This window comes from Sporosarcina sp. HYO08 (assembly GCF_001563475.1).
In the GTDB taxonomy this organism is placed as follows: Bacteria; Bacillota; Bacilli; order Bacillales_A; family Planococcaceae; genus Sporosarcina.
In genome coordinates, this window is record NZ_LPUT01000030.1 from 53403 (window position 1) to 71184 (window position 17782).

Here is a 17782-nt window from a genome sequence, read left to right on the forward strand (position 1 = left end):
GAATGGGAATTTCTTTTCAGGGAGGCGCTTGCCCGATGGATGACGTTTTACAACAACTGAACAGCGAATGGCTGGACAGCGCATCGATTGTTACATTACAAGAAAAAATGGAAAAAGGCGAGCTGACAGCGGAGAGACTAACGCTTTTTTACTTACATGAAATATCAGAAAAAAATCCGAACATTCACGCCATATTGGAGATCAATCCGCAAGCTGTACAAATTGCTCAAGCACTTGACACGGAGCGCGAGACGCAAGGAATCCGATCATTGCTCCACGGCATTCCGGTGCTATTAAAAGATAATATGGCAACAAACGATATGATGCATACGAGTTGTGGATCCCTTGCATTGAAAGATTTTTATGCAGCGGAAGATGCGTTTCTCGTTCAAAAGCTACGGGCTGCCGGAGCCGTTATTTTAGGAAAAACAAATATGACGGAATGGGCAAATTTTATGTCGGATAAAATGACGAATGGATGGAGTTCACGCGGCGGACAAGTGAAAAATCCCTATGGCTTTTTTGATGTAGGGGGGTCAAGTTCAGGAGCTGCCGCTGCGATTGCGGCGAGTTTAGCTACGATCGCGATCGGTACTGAAACGACCGGTTCGATTATCAATCCTTCTGCACAAAATTCAGTCGTTGGGATTAAGCCAACTGTCGGTGCGATCAGTCGGACAGGCATCATTCCATTAGCAATTACGCAAGATACACCGGGGCCGATTGCCCGATCCGTTGAAGATGCGGCCATCGCATTCAGTTTATTGACGGGATATGATGCAAAAGATCCGGTAACAGAAAAAGCAGTGGAATTTGATGGGGTCGACTGGCCTTCTATCTTCAATCGTGATGCGTTAGAAGGTGTGCGTCTTGGCATTGCTAGAAATATTTTCGTCAATGAAGTGTCAAAGGAAAGGGCAGACCTTTTTGAGAAAGCAATTCAACAGCTTGAAGCTTGCGGTGCGGTTATACTAGACCCGATCGACCTTGGTGTGATGGAAAATGATCTTGACTACAATGTCCTAATGTATGAATTCAAATCGTCTCTGAATGCTTATTTGGGAAATACCCCGGCGACGAATCCAATTCGTACATTGGCAGATATTATTGCGTTTAACAATGCGCATGTAGACGAAACTTTGCGCTACGGACAAATTTTACTAGAAAAATGTGAAAGAACGAGCGGAACGCTAACAGAGCCCGCGTATTTAAAAGCTCTTCTGAGAAACCATCATTTAGCGGGATCGATCGCACTTGGAAAAGCTTTGGAGGACCATCGGTTACATGCGCTTGTTTTCCCGCAAGATCACGGATGTAGTTTTGGCGCAGCGGCTGGCTATCCGTCAGTCACTGTTCCGGCAGCGTATTCAAAAGAAGGCGAACCATTCGGGATTACTTTTGCTGGAAAGGCATTTGCAGAACCAGAGCTTATTGGATATGCCTATGCATTTGAGCAACTTGTACGGGCAAGAAAGAGACCTTGAAATCATATTGTGATAAACTAAATCGACTAGAGACGAAGGTGGGGATGACATGTCTTTCTTAGAAAATATAGATGACGTGTTTCAAGCAAAATGGAAATTTGAACAACCAATGCCAATACAAACGAAAATCATACCACAATTTCTTGCAGGAAAAGACATTGTAGCGGAATCACCGACTGGCTCTGGTAAAACGTTAGCTTACGTTTTACCCATTTTACAGCTTGTTAAAGGAGACCTAAAACAAACGCAGGCACTCATTATGACGCCTTCACAAGAATTGTCCATGCAAATTGTGAATGTAATTCGCGAGTGGGTGGAAGGGACAAATATTACAGTTACACAACTCATCGGCGGCGCGAATATTCAACGCCAAATTGAGCGATTAAAAAAGAAGCCGACAATTGTTGTCGGGACGCCAGGAAGGGTAACTGAACTTGTGAAAGCAAGACGTTTAAAAATGTTTGATATTCGTCATATCGTTTTAGACGAGGCGGATCAGCTATTGTCGCGTGATCATCGCGTGGCGGTGAAGAATTTAATTGAGGCGGCGAATCCAGATCGCCAAGTGATTGCCGTTTCAGCGACACTGACAGAGGAAATTGAAATTGTTGCGAAAAGATTTATGAATGATCCGCTTCGAATTCGTGTAACGTTGGGTGAAATACCTAAAATGGGTGATGTCATCCATTCATTTGTAAAGACAGACGCTCGTGATAAGACGGATGTATTAAGAGGGATGGCCCATTTAAAAGGGATTCATGCATTGGCTTTTATGAATAATGTCGATCAGCTTCGAATGAAAGAAATGAAATTATCATACAGAGATGCGCCCATTGCTGTGTTACATTCGGATATGAAGAAATTTGAGCGGCAAGAAACGCTGGATCGTTTCCGTAAAGGAGAAATCAGTATTTTAATTGCAACGGATTTGGCGGCGCGTGGCCTTGATATCGAAGGGCTCACACATGTCATTCATGTCGATGTACCTCATACGATTGAGCAGTATTTGCATCGTTCAGGTCGTACTGGCCGCGCGGGCAATAATGGTGAAGTTCTTACTTTACTTTCTTACCCAGAAGAACGTGATTATCGCAAACTGTCGAAAGGACTGAAGCCGGTCCAAAAAGTTTGGTTTAATGGTCAGTTGATCGAAGGGAACTCAAAAACAGTTGCTAAGGGAAAAAGAAAATAAAAAGTGGTTCGAGACGCATGACGCAGTCTCGAACCACTTTTTTAGATTTCCGTTAAGATGATCGGCTCACCTTTTGTGACAATAATTGTATGTTCAATTTGAGCGACAAGAGAACGATCCGGTGTCACGAATGTCCAGCCATCACCTGATTCAACGATATTCTCCGCTTTTTGGGAGATAAATGGCTCTACGGCTAATACCATGCCTTCTGTCAATAGTGTTTTATCCCAAGCATCATAGTAGTTCAAGATATGTTGGGGTTCCTCGTGCAATGCTTTTCCGATGCCGTGGCCGGTTAAGTTTCTAATCACTGCTAAACCATTGCTTTTTGCTTCACGCTCCACAGCTTTCCCGATTTGGTTAAGACTTGAACCTGCTTTTACCTTTGTCATTGCACGATCAAATGCACTTTTTGCGACGTCGATCAGCAGTTGTTTTTTCTCATCCGGCGTTCCTACTACGAATGAAATGCCAGTATCCGCAAAATAGCCGCCGTAAGAACCGGATACGTCGATATTGACGAGATCACCATCTTGAATGACACGTGATCCTGGAATGCCGTGTGCAACCTCGTGATTGACGCTGATGCACGTATAGCCTGGAAAGTCATATTGATCGATTGGCGCTGAAATCGCACCTTTTTCTTTAAATAATCGTCCTCCGATTTCATCAAGTTCTTTCGTCGTCATGCCAGGCTTCGTTGCGGCTTTCATCTCTTCACGAATTTCAGCAACAATTTTACCTATTTTCTTTAATGCTTCAATATCTTGTGTCGTTTTTGCAATCATGTGTAGATGTCCTTTCTTCCGTTCGTTTTACTCTTCCTTACTATAGCATAATGCAAAAACAAAAAATCCTGCAAACGAAAAGTTTGCAGGTTTTCAATTATTTTCGCGAGACTGTCGCATGTGATGCCTTTTTACCATCTCTCATCTTTTTTACAATTGGATAGATAACAGGTGCCCATTTGATCATTGTTTTTATGATTTTTCCTAATCTCATTCGTCGTCACTCCTTACGAAATATGTTCCCCCAGATGCAATATTATAAACGCACCAATTATTTCATGATTTTTACGCCTTGAAAGACATTCCAGGCAATGATCGCCAGAAATAGCAAGCTGTAAAGCATCATGAACAGAAAAGGGCCATAGTTCCATAACGACATTGGATTCATCCCAATCCCTAGCATGTGCGTATCCCATGACATCATTGAATACGAAAATATGAAAAAACCTGCAATTAAAATAACGACCGGGATGATATGGGAAATAAAAGCCCGCTTTGCATGCGTCTTCACAAGCGTGTCGTCCGAAACGATGTAAACAATAAAAGGTAATAATAATGGTGAGATAAAAACGCTGAAATAACAAAGTGAAGATAATAATCTATGGTTCGCCAAAAAAATCCCTCCAATTTGTATCTATATAAGATCATCTTGCTTAAAAGAGAGGGATCATATACAATAAGAGAGAAAATTGAATAATTAACACCACAAGGGGGGCCTTTTGGCTGAGAGTGGACTGCTGTGTCCTAACCCTTCGAACCTGTAAGTTTATACTTGCGTAGGGATGTGGATGGAAAAGTATCGCTAATATTCCGTCTGCCGGAATATTTTTTTATTTCCGGAAATCCCTGGAAGAATAGAAGTAGGGGAGAATAAAAATGAATAGAAAAAAACTACAGTTTTTATTGGAAGTATCAATTTTAGGAGCTATTTCATTCGTTTTGGATAAGATTGGCTTTTCGATGCCGCAAGGTGGATCGGTTACATTATCGATGCTCCCGATCATTATCATGGCTTTTCGTTGGGGAATAGCGGGCGGAATGCTGACAGGTTTTGTTTCAGGCATTTTACAGCTTGTCATGGGTGGTTACGTATTTAATATGATCCAGGCAGCGCTAGACTATTTTGTTGCATACGCACTAGTTGGCATTGCGGCAGTGACGTTGAATTGGCTATTAACGAGCAAAGCGCAAGGCCATAAAGGGTCAATGATTCTGGCGATTGTCGTCGGAACGATTATCGGCGGCCTTTTCCGCTATGCGATTCACTTTATCGGTGGAATTGTATTCTTCGCTTCCTATGCACCGAAAGATCAGCCAGTCTGGTTGTATTCCTTAATTTACAACGGAAGCTATATGATTCCAGCAATCATTTTGTCGGCATTTGTGGCAGCATTTTTATTCACTACAGCACCGAAGCTACTTGAAAGAACATAAAGTGAAACTTTCATCAGTAGGAGCTTCATCCCTACTGATGGTTAGTCACGCATAGCCTGATTGATTTTTCTAAGGGCTAAAGCCCAAAGAAAAACCTTATCTCACCAATCGGACCTTTACGGGCAGTTGATCCTCCACTTATCTTCATCTGTTAATTTAGAATTTTGAGGTGGGGGGTCTTACTGCCCGTTAAGCGTGGGACAAAAAAATCGCCATTCTCTTGTGTTAAGGAGGAATGGCGATTTTATGTTTTTCTAAATAAAAAAATACAGGCACTGATAACGGTGGCTAGGAAAAGTGCGGCAACAGAGACGAATAACTCCTCAGTACCATTTTTCACAGCAATGCCTACAAATGTCCATATAAATACGATGTTTAATGGCACATCATGGTGATGATACATAAAATGGAGCGCAAACGCAGTAGCAATCGTTAAATAGATCACCGTCCAAAGTGGATTGCTTAATCCAAAACCTGACCATTCATGTAAAGTAAGCACATAATTAATGTTGGCAAGCAGTAAAAGAAATGACCAGCCTAGAAATACAGAAATTGGCAATCTGCCATAAAGAGCACTTGATTTTTTAGGATAGGTAAAATGGAGCGCAAGTAAAGTTAGAATAAGGATAACTGTTGCGACGATTGTCCATCCGAATAATCCATAATGCCAAAAAAGTATCCACAATATACTCAGAAGACATGCGCTGATAAATAAAAATGACCGATATGCCTTCATTCCATGCTCTATCTGCATATTTTCCCTCTTAAAACGGTAGACCCATATAAAAAGCAATGCATAGATCATCCCCCAGATTAAAAAAACATAACCCGCTGGCATGAATAGTGCAGGAAGTCTGCTAGCAATTTCCCATGTTGTTTTTCCGTTAAATGGTATAAGATTAGCCGCAGCGTTCACAGTGATGACTGCCACAAGTGAAAAGACCATAAACAAAAATCTAAGCATATAAAAGCCCTCCTAATGAACAGTATACATAGGAAAAGTAGTGACTGCGCAGGGAAATGTGAACTTTACGTCACAATTGAAAAAATTCGCGAACCAAATATTCATGTTATAATGAAGTTACGTTTTTTAGAAAATTTAGACGGTGTGAGGGGGAAGTGTACAATGGGTGAAAAACGCTACTCAGAAGTTTGGGATCTTGATGTATTTTTCCAAGGTGGAAGCGAGTCACAAACGCTCCGTTTACATATGGATGAAGTAAAAAAAATGATTTCGGTGTTAGAGAAAAACATTCACAATTTTGCCGTTCCTTCATCTATTGATGATGCGGATAAAATTGCTCAACTAATTGAAACAATTGCTTCAACAGCTGTTTACATTGAGCAAGCGGGTGCAGTTATAGGTTGTTTACTTGCAGAGGATACGACCGATCGACATGCCGTTATTTTAGAAAGTGAAATCGGATCTCTTAGTGCACGTTTTTCAACAGTGCTTTTAAAAGTTCAGCAAATGCTTGCGAAAATAGAAGGTGAAACGTGGAATGCGTTGATCGCATCGAAGCTGTTACAACAGTTTTCATTTAAGCTAAATGAGTGGCGGGAGGAAGCCGCGTTACGATTGTCAGCGGAAGAGGAGAGCATGATAACCGCCCTAAGTGTTGACGGTTATCACGGGTGGAGTCAGCTGTATGATTTGCTTGTTGGAGATCTATCGGTTCGGCTTGATATAGAAGGTGAAGAAAAAACGTTATCAGTCGGCCAAGCAAATAACTTAAGCTCTCACGAAAATGCCGCAGTACGTAAGCAATCATTTGAGGAATTGGAAAAAGTGTGGGAAGAAAAGGAAGATTTCTTCGCCTCGACATTGAACCATATCGCTGGTTTTCGATTAGCTGTCTATGAAAAGCGCGGATGGGATTCTGTTTTACAAGAACCCCTATTCATGAATAAAATGAGTGAGCAAACATTGCAGGCGATGTGGTCGGCTATTCGGGAAAGCCAAGCCCCATTCGTTCGTTATTTAAACAAAAAGGCGAATATCCTTGGAACGGAAAAAATACATTGGTATGACATAGGCGCACCAGTTACTGCTTCTACGCAAAAGATTTCTTATCAAGAAGGAGCGGAATTCATCTTAAATCACTTTGGTGAATTTGGATCGAAATTCGAGGCATTTTCACGAAAGGCATTTGAAGATCGTTGGATTGAGGCGGAGGATCGTTCAAACAAACGTCCAGGCGGTTTTTGTACGGACATGCCGTTGTCTGAACAATCTAGAATTTTTATGACCTATAGCGGATCGATGTCCAATGTTGCGACATTGGCACATGAACTGGGTCATGCCTTTCACTCCCACGTACTTCGTCCCGTTCATTGGATGAATCGACAATATGCGATGGGGGTTGCAGAAACCGCTTCAACATTTGCCGAAATGATCGTCGCGGATGCGGCAGTAAAGGCAGCAAAAACAAAAGAGGAAAAGCTCGCTTTACTGGAAGATAAAATTCAAAGAAGTGTCGCCTTTTTCATGGATATCTATGCTCGATTTTTGTTTGAAACAAGGTTTTATGAAGAAAGGAAAAACGGGATTGTTCCTGCAACAAGACTCAACCAATTGATGACGGAAGCCCAGCAAGAGGCGTTTGGCCATGCACTCGATACAACTCATCCACATTTTTGGGCATCAAAATTACATTTTTACTTAACAGATGTCCCATTTTATAACTTCCCGTACACATTCGGTTATTTATTCTCATTAAGCATTTATGCAAAAGCTTTAGAAGAAGGGGGAAGTTTTGAAGAAAAGTATATTGCACTCCTGCAGGATACAGCAGTTATGAGTGTGGAAGAACTTGCTATGAAGCATTTAGGAGAAGACGTAACAAAACAAGAGTTTTGGCAACAAGGCGTCGCATTATGTATAAAAGATGTTGAGGAGTTTCTAGAACTAACTTCTGGCTAAAGGGTGAATTGGAATGTTTTTACTTGAAGGACGATCATGTTATTTGCGTATTTTGACAGAGGATGATGCGGGGATTTTTACTGACTTGCTCATTGCAAATAAAGACTATTGGTCTGTATTCGAACCAAGGCATGAAGCAAGTTATTTCTCAGTTGCAGTCCAACGTGAAAAAATTAGAGAGGCACTGTATCAAATGAGGGATCGTCGTGAATATAATTTCGGTGTTTTCGATTCGGAAACAAGCAGAATCATCGGGCATATATCCTTGTACAGTATAAAAAGATTACCCTTTTCCAGTGGCTTTATTGGCTATTCTATTGATGAAAAAGAAGCTGGAAAAGGATATAGCACAGAAGCTGTTAGGCTTGTAACCCAATTTGCATTAAAGAAAGTTGGGCTTCATCGAATTGAGGCCTTTGTCTCGCCGCGGAATCATGGTTCAGTCAAAGTATTAGAGAAATCGGGTTTCCAGCAAGAAGGGTTGTTGAGGAAGCTGCTCTATATTAACGGCGTGTGGGAGGACCATTACTTATATGCCATACTCGAAGATGATTTTTGAAAGGGTAAGACCGGCCTCGGGAAAATGATAGCGAAAATGAAAAGCCGATTTCTGTAAAAGAAATCGGCTTTTGTCTATTTCCCAGGAAATTTGTCTTTATGCGGCTCGTTATTTACTTCTTTAAACAATCATAGCCATTCACGATCGTGTCAAGTTTTCCTGTCTGTGGATCAATAACGAGTCCATGAATAGGTACTCTACGATCAATTAATGGATGATTTTTAACTGCATTTACACTCGATTTCACGCTTTCGGTAACGTCGTTGAAGCCGCGCAGCCATTCTTCCATGTCGATCCCCGAGTATTTCAGTGTATGGAAGTGGTTTTTGTCAATTCCACGTTCAACCATTTTGTCCATAAGTTGCGTTGTGTCAATTGAGCTCATGCCGCAATCGTGATGGCCAATAATATAGACCTCCTCCGCTTGCAGCTCATAAAGGGAGATGACAATGCTTCGCGTAATGCCCCCGAACGGATGATTGACGATTGCGCCAGCACTTTTAATAATTTTGGCATCGCCATTTTTTAAATTCATTGCTTTTGGTAATAGCTCCGTAAGCCGGGCATCCATACAAGTTAAGATGACGATTTTTTTGTCTGGGAATTTTGTTGTCTCATACTTTTCATATTGTTTTTCCTCTACGAATGTCTCATTGAAGTTTAGAATGTCAGATAGCATTGACATGGGCATACCCTCCAGGTTTAAGGTTACAACTTAATCATAAGAAAATTGATGCCTGAGTAAGTTCATTCCATTCTAACGAATTGCAGACAAAAAGAAAAGAGTTGCATCTTAGCAACTCTTAAAATTTGTTTTCTGGTTTTGGATCAATTGTCTCTGCATCAGAGGCATGTAGAGCGACTTTAGAAAGATAGTACATAATGAACCCTGCCGTTAATCCGAGAACAACCATGTAACCAATTACTGTTGAGTACATCAAGCCCATGTTAAGACCCCTTTCTATCACTAAATGATCTTTTCTTTTTTATTATACATTAAAAAGCTAGTGTTTTTAAGGGGTTCGCAAAATGTTTTAAGAAATTGTGAAGTTTATTCGACAGCCCAGTTACCATTTCGGAAGATTGGTTCGCTTGTGCCATCTGTATGGATGCCGTCAATGTCCATTTCAGCAGATCCTATCATAAAGTCAACATGCGTAATACTCTGATTTAAACCGTGTGCAATCAGTTCTTCCCGGGTCATCGATTTTCCTTTTTCAAGGCAGAATGCATAAGCACTCCCAATGGCCAGATGGTTCGATGCATTTTCATCGAATAATGTATTATAAAATAATAAACCGGATTGGGAAATTGGCGACTTGTGTGGGACTAGGGCGACTTCTCCAAGATATTTTGCACCTTCATCCGTTTCGATTAAATGTTTGAGTACATCTTCGCCTGATTCAGCGGTGACATGTGTAATTTCACCGTTTTCAAAAGTGATTTTAAAGTCATCGATAATATTACCGCCATAGCTTAATGGTTTTGTGCTAGACACATATCCATTAACACCTGTTTTCAAAGGTACCGTGAACACTTCCTCTGTCGGCATATTGGCCATAAAAGTATGTCCTTTTTCATTCACACTACCTGCTCCACACCATAGATGTCCTTCCGGCAATTCAATCGTTAAGTCAGTGCCAGGTGCCTTGTAATGTAATTTTTTGTACTTTTTTTCATTTAAATAGTCAACTTTTTGATGTAGGTTATTGTCGTGATTGATCCAAGCCTGAACTGGGTTTGGTTGATCCGCTCGGACAGCTTTGAAAATCGCATTCCAAAGTGCAGGGACTTGCTCTTCCTGTGGCAGTTCAGGGAATACTTTCTTTGCCCAATCCGCAGATGGAGCTGCGATTACCGTCCAGCTTACTTTGTCAGACATAATGTATTGGCGGTAGACATCTAATGCTTGTCCAGCGGCTTTTTGGAAATCACTAATTCGTGTTGGTTCGATGCCTTTCAATAGATCAGGACTTTGTGACACGATGCTCATAAAAGCTGCGCCTTGTTCTGCTAATTTTTCACGTTCCATAGAAAGCCATTCTGGGTATTCGGAAAATGAGTCTTGCGGGGCTTTTTCATAGCGAAGACGAGAGACGACATCGTCTGCCCAATTGACAATCACTTCGCGCGCACCAGCATCGTAAGCTTTTTCAGTAATTAAGCGAACGAAAGGGATGGCATCAGTTGAGGCGTTCACATAAAGAATTTGATTCCGCTGAATATTGACACCGACTTTAACTGCAAGTTCTGCATAGCGGGATAGCTGTACTTCAAAAGTGGACATAAAACCTAACTCCTTTCATTGTTACTTCTTAATACTACCAATTCATTACCAAACCGTGCAATGGATTACAAAGCTTAACCGAATTTCTGTAAATCCAATTAAATCCTATGATAACTTCTAAAGTTTTGCGCGAAATTGCCGAAGTAAGAAGAAGAATGAAATACATGGAGGTAAAACCGATGGATGTATCGACAGTGTTTGGATTGATCATAGGAATTGTAGCTCTTTTTGCTGGGATGGCGATGAAAGGCGTTATGCCGGACACGTTATTGAATACAGCGGCTATACTCATCATCGTCGTAGGGACGGCGGCCTCCGTCATTATTGCATTTCCAATGTCGGAACTAAAGCGTGTTCCGAAGCTCTTTGGGATTGTATTTAAAAATCAAAAGCTTGCATCTGATGCGGAAATCGTTCAGATGTTTTCCAATTGGGCCGATATCGCTCGCCGTGAAGGACTTCTTGCTTTGGAAGCCCGGACAAGCGATGTCAAAGATCCATTTTTGAAAAATGGTCTTGGACTCGCCATCGACGGACAAAATGCAGATTATATTCGAGATGTCTTAACAGAGGAGATCGACGCATTAGAGGAGCGGCATGCTACTGGGGCCTTAATATTTTCGCAAGCGGGTACATATGCCCCTACACTAGGCGTATTAGGTGCGGTAATTGGGCTCGTTGCTGCTTTGAAAGATATGAATGATATTAGCGCGCTTGGTCAAGCTATTTCCGCCGCATTTATCGCTACATTACTAGGGATATTTACCGGTTATGTATTATGGCATCCCTTTGCCAATAAATTAAGAAGTAAATCGAATGAGGAAGTACGACAAAAATTGATGATGATCGAAGGTGTTTTATCCGTCTTGGAAGGAGAAGCCCCACGAGTGATCGAACAAAAGCTTGCGGCATATTTATCTGCTGAAGAAAGACGGAAATTAGTAGCGAAAAATCAACTGAACAGGGAGGCAGGACAGATTGTCGAGGAGACGTAAGCGGAAAAGAAAAGATCATACAGTTAATGAATCTTGGCTTTTACCATATGCTGATTTAATGACGATGCTGCTCGCCCTGTTCATCGTTCTTTTTTCATCTAGTTCAATTGATTCTGATAAGTTTAGTAAAATGTCAACTGTTTTTAGTGAAGTTTTTGACGGGGGAACGGGTATAATGGACAATTCTGCTCGGGGCATGCAGCCGATTACGAATCCCAATATTGTCATTGAACATGAAGAATTCACATTTCTTGAAGACCAAAAATCACTTGCAGAAATCCAAAATCGTGTAAATGACTACATCTCTTCACATCAGCTGGAAGATCAATTCGAGACTTTACTGACAGATGAGGGGCTGCTCGTGACAATTAGGGATAATATATTATTTTCAACGGGGGAAGCCAAGGTGTCAGCTGAACACGCAGATCTTGCCGATGATATTGCCGAGTTGCTCGTATTCGATCCACCGCGTCATATTGTTGTAACTGGCCATACGGACAATGTACCGATTCAAACGAGCGAGTTTGATTCCAATTGGGAGTTAAGCGCAATGAGAGCAGTCAACTTTTTAAAGATCATTGTAGAAAATGAAAGTATCGATCCGATTTATTATAGCGCAAAAGGTTTTGGAGAATATCAACCGATTGCATCCAACGACACTGAAGCAGGACGCAGTAAAAATCGCCGTGTAGAAGTTCTGATTGAACCACTTGTATTGAAAGATGGGACTATTAACCAATAAAAAAGATTCGCCGATACATCATTGTAAAAGGCGAATCTTTTTCGTTTTTTATTATTTTCTGAGTGACCCGAGTTCTGCCGCAATGGCTTGCATTTCATTCGGTGAGATATGTGCTCGTTTCATAACCATCTCATACATATAATGCAAGTCTTCGTACTTTGAAGGATTGAAGTTTTCTGATTTCAATGCATCAACATTAACCATACGAAGTTTTTCTTTTATTTCTTCAATCATGAACACAATGTTTTCTGGTGATGGTTTTGTTAGATCCATGAGTCCCGACCGCCTTTCGTTAGATACGGTCATATCATTTCATTAATCACCAGGAGTGTCAACTGGAATTCCAGATTTAGCAGCTTTTTCCGCGGCTCGTTCTTCCTTAATTTTCGCTTGGAATCGCTTCGTTTCAAGGACAATAATACCTGACAATCCAAGTAGACCAATTAGGTTTGGAATGGCCATCAATCCATTTAAGACGTCTGCAAGAGCCCAAACAACATCGAGTGATGCCGTTGCACCAACGAAAATAAAGAGAACAAATACGATTCTGTAGCCAATGACAGCGCTTCCATTAGGAACTAAATATTGGAAGCATTTTTCACCATAATAGCTCCAGCCTAATATTGTAGAAGTCGCAAAGAATATAAGTCCGATTGCGACAACATATGGTCCCGCTGCGCCTAGGAAGTGTCCAAATGCAGCAGCTGTTAAGTTGCCTCCGGAAATGGCAGTGTCTTTCCATTGACCAGACATAACTATTGTAACACCTGTAATCGAGCAAATGATAAGTGTATCAAAAAATACTTGTGTCATTGAAATAAGTGCTTGTCTGCCAGGCATATCTGTACGTGCCGCCGCTGCCGCAATTGGCGCGGATCCAAGACCAGCCTCGTTAGAAAACAGTCCACGTGCAACACCGAAACGGATAACTGTACCGATAGCTCCACCTGCTAATGCTTGTCCGCTAAATGCATCTGTAAAAATGAGACCGAATGCAGCGGGAACAAGATTAATATTCGTAACAACGACAATACCACCTGCAATGACATAGAAAAGTGCCATAATTGGAACGAAGAAAGCTGTAACGCGTCCAATGGACTTAATTCCACCTAAGATAACAAGTGCTCCGAAAATAACGAGTCCAATTCCTGTAGCCCAGTGAGGCGTGTTGAACGTTAAATTCATCACATCAGCAACGGCTTTCGACTGTGTACCATTTCCGATTCCAAAAGCAGCCAATGCGCCAAAAAGTGCAAAAGCAACACCGAGCCATTTTTGTTTCAATCCATGTTCAAGATAATACATGGGTCCGCCGGCCATTTGTCCTTTGTTGTCTTTGACACGGTATTTAACCGCTAGGATAGCTTCTCCATACTTTGTTGCCATTCCGAAAAATCCTGCTAACCACATCCAGAAAATTGCACCTGGTCCCCCCATAACAACAGCAGTTGCAACCCCAACAATATTACCAACCCCAACTGTTGCAGCCATCGCTGTCATTAATGCCTGGAATTGTGAAATATCCCCATCTGCTTGTTTATCATGTTTTCTTGAGAAAACTTGCTTTAAAGAATATGGCAATAAGCGTACTTGAATAAAAGCGAGCCTTGCTGTAAGAAAAATACCTGTACCGACAAGCAGGATAAGAAGTGGTGGTCCCCAAATAACACCGCCAATCTTATCTAAAATCGCTTGAATAGCTTCCATTTCTTTACCCCCTTTTGTTTTTTTACAGATGCAACATTCTCTTTTTCTATTTTCATCATCACATCCTTTCGAGGGCTCTTTTTTAAGAGTTAGTTTAATATTCCGAAATTTAACTGATTTCGTCAAGCTTTTTTTTTAGACAAAAAAATCTTTGTTTGTTTTTTTTTGTAATGGGTATAATTAATTATGCAGATTAGTCAAAATTGGAGGACATCAAATGGGGAATAATAAGTTTGGAAAATTTATCGTTTTGGGCTCAGTAATCGGCGCTGTTGTCAGCTTGTTTGACAGTCATACAAGATATCAGGTGACAAGAAAATCCAAAGAAATGATTTGGGATATTCGTTATTACTCTAAAAATCCAGAAATTTTAATGAACAAAATTCAAGTGAAAAAAGAAAAATATAAAATAGTTTATGAGCAGATTGCCGAGGATCTCACATACATTAAAGAACAGGTTAACCATATGAAAGCTTTAACACCCCAGGTAAAATCGCTTGTTATGGATACGAAGGATGCTTTTATTGAATCAAAAGATGAATACAAAGCAATTATTGAAGAAAAGGCTTAATATCCTTCGAAAGGAGCGCCAAAAACTTTGTGAAAGAAAAATCAAATGATAAAAAGCATGTAGAAAAAGTATGGACTAAAATAGATCGTATCGCAGGTGATACAGCCGTGATGAAATTTTGGGAAGATGTCACTAAGGAAAAACAAGAGAAATTTGATGTTTTAACGACAGAAGGGTTTTTAAAGGAATTGGTTATTCGGATTAAGAAGGCTGATCTCACAGGGCTGGGCTCCCAGCTCGCTTTCTTTTTCCTTTTGTCACTTTTTCCTCTATTAATCTTTTTAATAACGCTATTACCGTTCTTAAATCTTGACGAAGCGCAGATCTTTCTATTCATTCGAGATTATGCACCGGCAAATGTAGCGGCACTTATTGAAAAAACGCTTGGCGAAGTACTCGGCAACCGAAATGGCGGATTATTGTCTATTGGGGCGATTGCAACGATCTGGTCTGCTTCAAAAGGGATGAATGCCTTAACAAAGGCGTTAAATCGATCCTATGGAACTGAAGAGAATCGTTCTTTCTTCATAACACGAGGCTTGTCAATCGTATTTACGATTATGTTAATTGCTGTTTTGATCGTGGCACTTATACTACCAGTTTTTGGCCATCAGGTTGGCGTGATTGCTTTTTCAATCTTGGGCATGGAGGAAAGTTTTGCAGCAATTTGGAAAGTATTACGTTGGGGGATCCCACCAATTTTAATCTTTAGTGTCTTTTCGGTCATTTATTGGATCGTTCCAAATATTAAAATACATTTAATGAGTGTGATTCCAGGCGCAATCTTTGCAACGATCGGATGGATTTTAACGTCTCTTGCGTTCTCGTTTTATGTCGGTAGTTTTGGAAGTTATTCAAACACATATGGAAGCATAGGTGGAGTGATTGTGCTGATGATGTGGCTTTACTTTTCAGCAATCATCCTTATGATCGGTGGTCAAGTTAATGCTGTAATGACGGAGAGATACGAAAAGAGAAAAAAAGTGGAGAAGGTAAAAAGCAATGCGGTGTAATCATCTACCCGCATTGCTTCTTTAGGTTAATCAATTGGATTGAGCATGCGAAGGCCATTCAATATAACGAGAATTGTGCTTCCTTCATGACCAATCACACCAAAAGGCAAATCGATGACTTGTAAAAAATTTGAAATGATGAGCAAGATAATGACTGCAATAGAGAAAAATATATTTTGCTTCACAATACGCTGCATTTTTCTGGATAAGCGCACCGCATACGCAATACGTGTTAAATCATTTTTCATGAGGACAACATCAGCTGTTTCAAGTGCGATATCTGTCCCTTCCCCCATTGCAATACCAGTTGTTGCGTTTGCCAGTGCGGGTGCATCATTGATCCCATCTCCCACCATTCCAACCTGTCCATAGATGCCTTGTAGTTTTTTGAGTTGACCAACTTTAGTCTCAGGCAAGCATTCTGCAACAAAATTATCAATGTTTACTTCTTTTGCGATAGCGGCAGCAGTTCTTTCATTATCTCCTGTTAGCATTACCGTGTGAAGTCCTGTACGTTGTAAAATTTGAATTGCCTTAGCAGCTTCGAAGCGTACAGTATCTTTTAAGGCAACAACTGCTAAAATCCCTTGATTGTCTTTCATGAAAATGACTGTTTTCCCTTGCGCTGCTAGTGTTTCCGCAACGTGATTTTGAAAATCCACTACTTTTTCAGTACCTACGAAACGAGGGTTCCCCACAAGGATTGTTCCGCTTTCCGTTAATGCCCGAATGCCATGCCCTGGGACATCTTCAATATGTTTCGGAAGAGTCAGTTCCACATTTTTTACAGAAGCGTATTTTGTAATGGCGATCGCGAGTGGATGATTCGAGCGAGATTCGATTCCCGCAAGGACCGCTAATACCTCATCCTTATTTGTACCATCTCGAACAATGAAGTCTGTAACAACTGGAGTGCCATTTGTTAATGTCCCAGTTTTATCAAAAGCAATTGCTTGAAGACTTCCTAGTTGCTCTAAGTGAACCCCGCCTTTAAATAGTACTCCGCGTTTGGCACCATTCGAAACAGCCGCAAGCGTTGCGGGCATAATGGAAGCGACGAGCGCACAAGGCGAAGCGACAACTAAAAGAACAATCGCCCGGTAAATCGTCGTCGTCCAATCCCACCCAAATATGAAATGCGGAAGGAACATCATGACGAGTACGGTTCCAATAACTGCTTTTACGTAAGTACCTTCAAATTTCTCAATGAATTGTTGGGAAGGCGATTTCTCACTTTGTGCATTTTGAACAAGCGTAATAATTTTTTGAAACAAAGTTTCAGAACTAGGCTTCGTCATCTGCATTTGAATTGCGCCGTTTAAATTGACAGTACCGGCAAACAATTCATCTCCAACAGTTTTGGTCGCCGGAATGGATTCTCCGTTAATTGCCGACAAATCGACTGAAGTCGTGCCGACCGTAATCCGACCGTCAACCGGAATACGTTCTCCGGGCTTAACTAAAAGAATGGCACCAGTTTCAAGGGAAGCTGTGGGCACTTTTGTTGCTACTTCATTTTCGAGTAGCCAGGCTTCTTCTGGTTGTAATTCCATTAGTGAAGAAATTTCTTTATGACTTTTATTTAGCGTATAAGTTTCCAATGCCCCGCTTATTGCAAATATGAAAATAAGAATAGCACCTTCTGCCCAATAGCCAATGAATGCTGAGCCGATCGCAGCAAATACCATTAGCATTTCAACGTTGAGAGATTTGTTTTTGATCGTTTCCTCAATGCCTTCCTTTGCTTTTGCGTAACCGCCAATGAGAAAAGCCAAAATATAGATGGCAACAGAAAAAGATTCAGCACCATTTTTTTGTATCATCCAAGCCGTTCCAATGAGCAGCCCCGAGCTAATGGCAGCAATTAGTTCCAATTGTTCCATCCAGTTGACTGTTTTCTTTTGTTGGTACGTATTGATAATAGTCATCATTTCCGCCTCCTTAATTGAGAATGAATTTCAGTTTCAAAACGTCGTGGAAAATACGAAAGTCGATTCCTAGTGGGGAATCGACAAATTCAAGGGGTTAAGGGATATGAAAAATAAATTATAATTATTATTAAATGTAGTATACCATTAGAAGGTTCA

At 40.9% G+C, this 17782-nt stretch carries 18 protein-coding genes and 1 riboswitch; of the genes, 9 read left to right on the top strand and 9 right to left on the bottom strand.

The window, feature by feature from the left end:
- The first annotated feature begins 35 nt into the window (after positions 1–35).
- Both AU377_RS14340 and AU377_RS14345 read left to right on the top strand, forming a co-directional pair.
- Positions 36–1484 (top strand): amidase family protein, encoded by a 1449-nt coding sequence (locus AU377_RS14340; RefSeq protein ID WP_067408452.1) that lies wholly within the window; start codon positions 36–38, stop codon positions 1482–1484.
- A gap of 49 nt (positions 1485–1533) precedes the next feature.
- Complete coding sequence (locus AU377_RS14345) at positions 1534–2676, top strand: DEAD/DEAH box helicase (RefSeq protein WP_067408453.1); 1143 nt, start codon at positions 1534–1536, stop codon at positions 2674–2676.
- A 41-nt stretch (positions 2677–2717) separates the two neighbouring features.
- Here AU377_RS14345 and map read toward each other — a convergent pair whose 3' ends face one another.
- On the bottom strand, positions 2718–3464 hold the full coding sequence (gene map, locus AU377_RS14350; RefSeq protein WP_067408454.1) for a type I methionyl aminopeptidase: 747 nt from the start codon (positions 3462–3464) through the stop codon (positions 2718–2720).
- A gap of 271 nt (positions 3465–3735) precedes the next feature.
- Positions 3736–4077 carry a hypothetical protein gene (locus AU377_RS14355; RefSeq protein WP_067408455.1) on the bottom strand — a complete coding sequence of 114 codons (342 nt, stop codon included), beginning with the start codon at positions 4075–4077 and terminating at the stop codon, positions 3736–3738.
- 85 nt (positions 4078–4162) lie between these two features.
- Positions 4163–4264: riboswitch (TPP riboswitch) on the top strand.
- Positions 4265–4340: 76 nt separating this feature from the next.
- Between AU377_RS14355 and thiT the strand changes: the two genes are divergently transcribed.
- Entirely contained in the window at positions 4341–4898 is a 558-nt protein-coding gene (gene thiT / locus AU377_RS14360; protein WP_067408456.1) for an energy-coupled thiamine transporter ThiT, read from the top strand.
- Positions 4899–5142: 244 nt separating this feature from the next.
- On the opposite strand, the gene AU377_RS14365 is transcribed toward thiT, so the two are convergent.
- Complete coding sequence (locus AU377_RS14365; RefSeq protein WP_067408457.1) at positions 5143–5862, bottom strand: tryptophan-rich sensory protein; 720 nt, start codon at positions 5860–5862, stop codon at positions 5143–5145.
- A 162-nt stretch (positions 5863–6024) separates the two neighbouring features.
- Here AU377_RS14365 and AU377_RS14370 point away from each other — a divergent pair, with 162 nt between their 5' ends.
- Positions 6025–7821 (top strand): M3 family oligoendopeptidase, encoded by a 1797-nt coding sequence (locus AU377_RS14370; RefSeq protein ID WP_067408458.1) that lies wholly within the window; start codon positions 6025–6027, stop codon positions 7819–7821.
- Positions 7822–7834: 13 nt separating this feature from the next.
- Positions 7835–8380, top strand: coding sequence for a GNAT family N-acetyltransferase (locus tag AU377_RS14375; RefSeq protein ID WP_067408459.1), 546 nt, complete (start codon positions 7835–7837; stop codon positions 8378–8380).
- Positions 8381–8492: 112 nt separating this feature from the next.
- Here the strand turns inward: AU377_RS14375 and AU377_RS14380 are convergent, their stop codons facing one another.
- From AU377_RS14380 to AU377_RS14385, 3 genes are all read right to left on the bottom strand, one after another.
- Positions 8493–9065: a carbonic anhydrase gene (locus AU377_RS14380; RefSeq protein WP_067408460.1), complete on the bottom strand. Its 573-nt coding sequence runs from the start codon at positions 9063–9065 to the stop codon at positions 8493–8495.
- Positions 9066–9183: 118 nt separating this feature from the next.
- On the bottom strand, positions 9184–9327 hold the full coding sequence (locus AU377_RS15660; protein ID WP_172794072.1) for a hypothetical protein: 144 nt from the start codon (positions 9325–9327) through the stop codon (positions 9184–9186).
- A 104-nt stretch (positions 9328–9431) separates the two neighbouring features.
- On the bottom strand, positions 9432–10667 hold the full coding sequence (locus AU377_RS14385) for an aminopeptidase (protein WP_067408461.1): 1236 nt from the start codon (positions 10665–10667) through the stop codon (positions 9432–9434).
- A gap of 179 nt (positions 10668–10846) precedes the next feature.
- On the opposite strand from AU377_RS14385, the gene motA reads away from it, so the two are divergent.
- Both motA and motB read left to right on the top strand, forming a co-directional pair.
- Positions 10847–11662 (top strand): flagellar motor stator protein MotA, encoded by an 816-nt coding sequence (motA, locus tag AU377_RS14390; RefSeq protein ID WP_067408462.1) that lies wholly within the window; start codon positions 10847–10849, stop codon positions 11660–11662.
- Positions 11646–12404 (top strand): flagellar motor protein MotB, encoded by a 759-nt coding sequence (gene motB, locus AU377_RS14395; RefSeq protein WP_067408463.1) that lies wholly within the window; start codon positions 11646–11648, stop codon positions 12402–12404. Before motA ends, motB begins: the two co-directional genes overlap by 17 nt.
- A gap of 51 nt (positions 12405–12455) precedes the next feature.
- On the opposite strand, the gene AU377_RS14400 is transcribed toward motB, so the two are convergent.
- Both AU377_RS14400 and AU377_RS14405 read right to left on the bottom strand, forming a co-directional pair.
- Complete coding sequence (locus AU377_RS14400) at positions 12456–12677, bottom strand: DUF1128 domain-containing protein (protein ID WP_067408464.1); 222 nt, start codon at positions 12675–12677, stop codon at positions 12456–12458.
- A 42-nt stretch (positions 12678–12719) separates the two neighbouring features.
- A complete protein-coding gene (locus tag AU377_RS14405) occupies positions 12720–14111 on the bottom strand; it encodes a sodium:alanine symporter family protein (protein WP_067408465.1) in 1392 nt (463 codons plus the stop codon).
- Positions 14112–14328: 217 nt separating this feature from the next.
- Between AU377_RS14405 and AU377_RS14410 the strand changes: the two genes are divergently transcribed.
- The gene (locus AU377_RS14410) at positions 14329–14682 is read left to right on the top strand and encodes a hypothetical protein (RefSeq protein WP_067408466.1); all 354 of its coding nucleotides are present in this window, start codon (positions 14329–14331) and stop codon (positions 14680–14682) included.
- Between the two features lie 29 nt (positions 14683–14711).
- Entirely contained in the window at positions 14712–15695 is a 984-nt protein-coding gene (locus AU377_RS14415) for a YihY/virulence factor BrkB family protein (RefSeq protein ID WP_253724504.1), read from the top strand.
- A gap of 26 nt (positions 15696–15721) precedes the next feature.
- Here the strand turns inward: AU377_RS14415 and AU377_RS14420 are convergent, their stop codons facing one another.
- The gene (locus tag AU377_RS14420; protein ID WP_067408467.1) at positions 15722–17623 is read right to left on the bottom strand and encodes a heavy metal translocating P-type ATPase; all 1902 of its coding nucleotides are present in this window, start codon (positions 17621–17623) and stop codon (positions 15722–15724) included.
- Between the last annotated feature and the right edge of the window lie 159 nt (positions 17624–17782).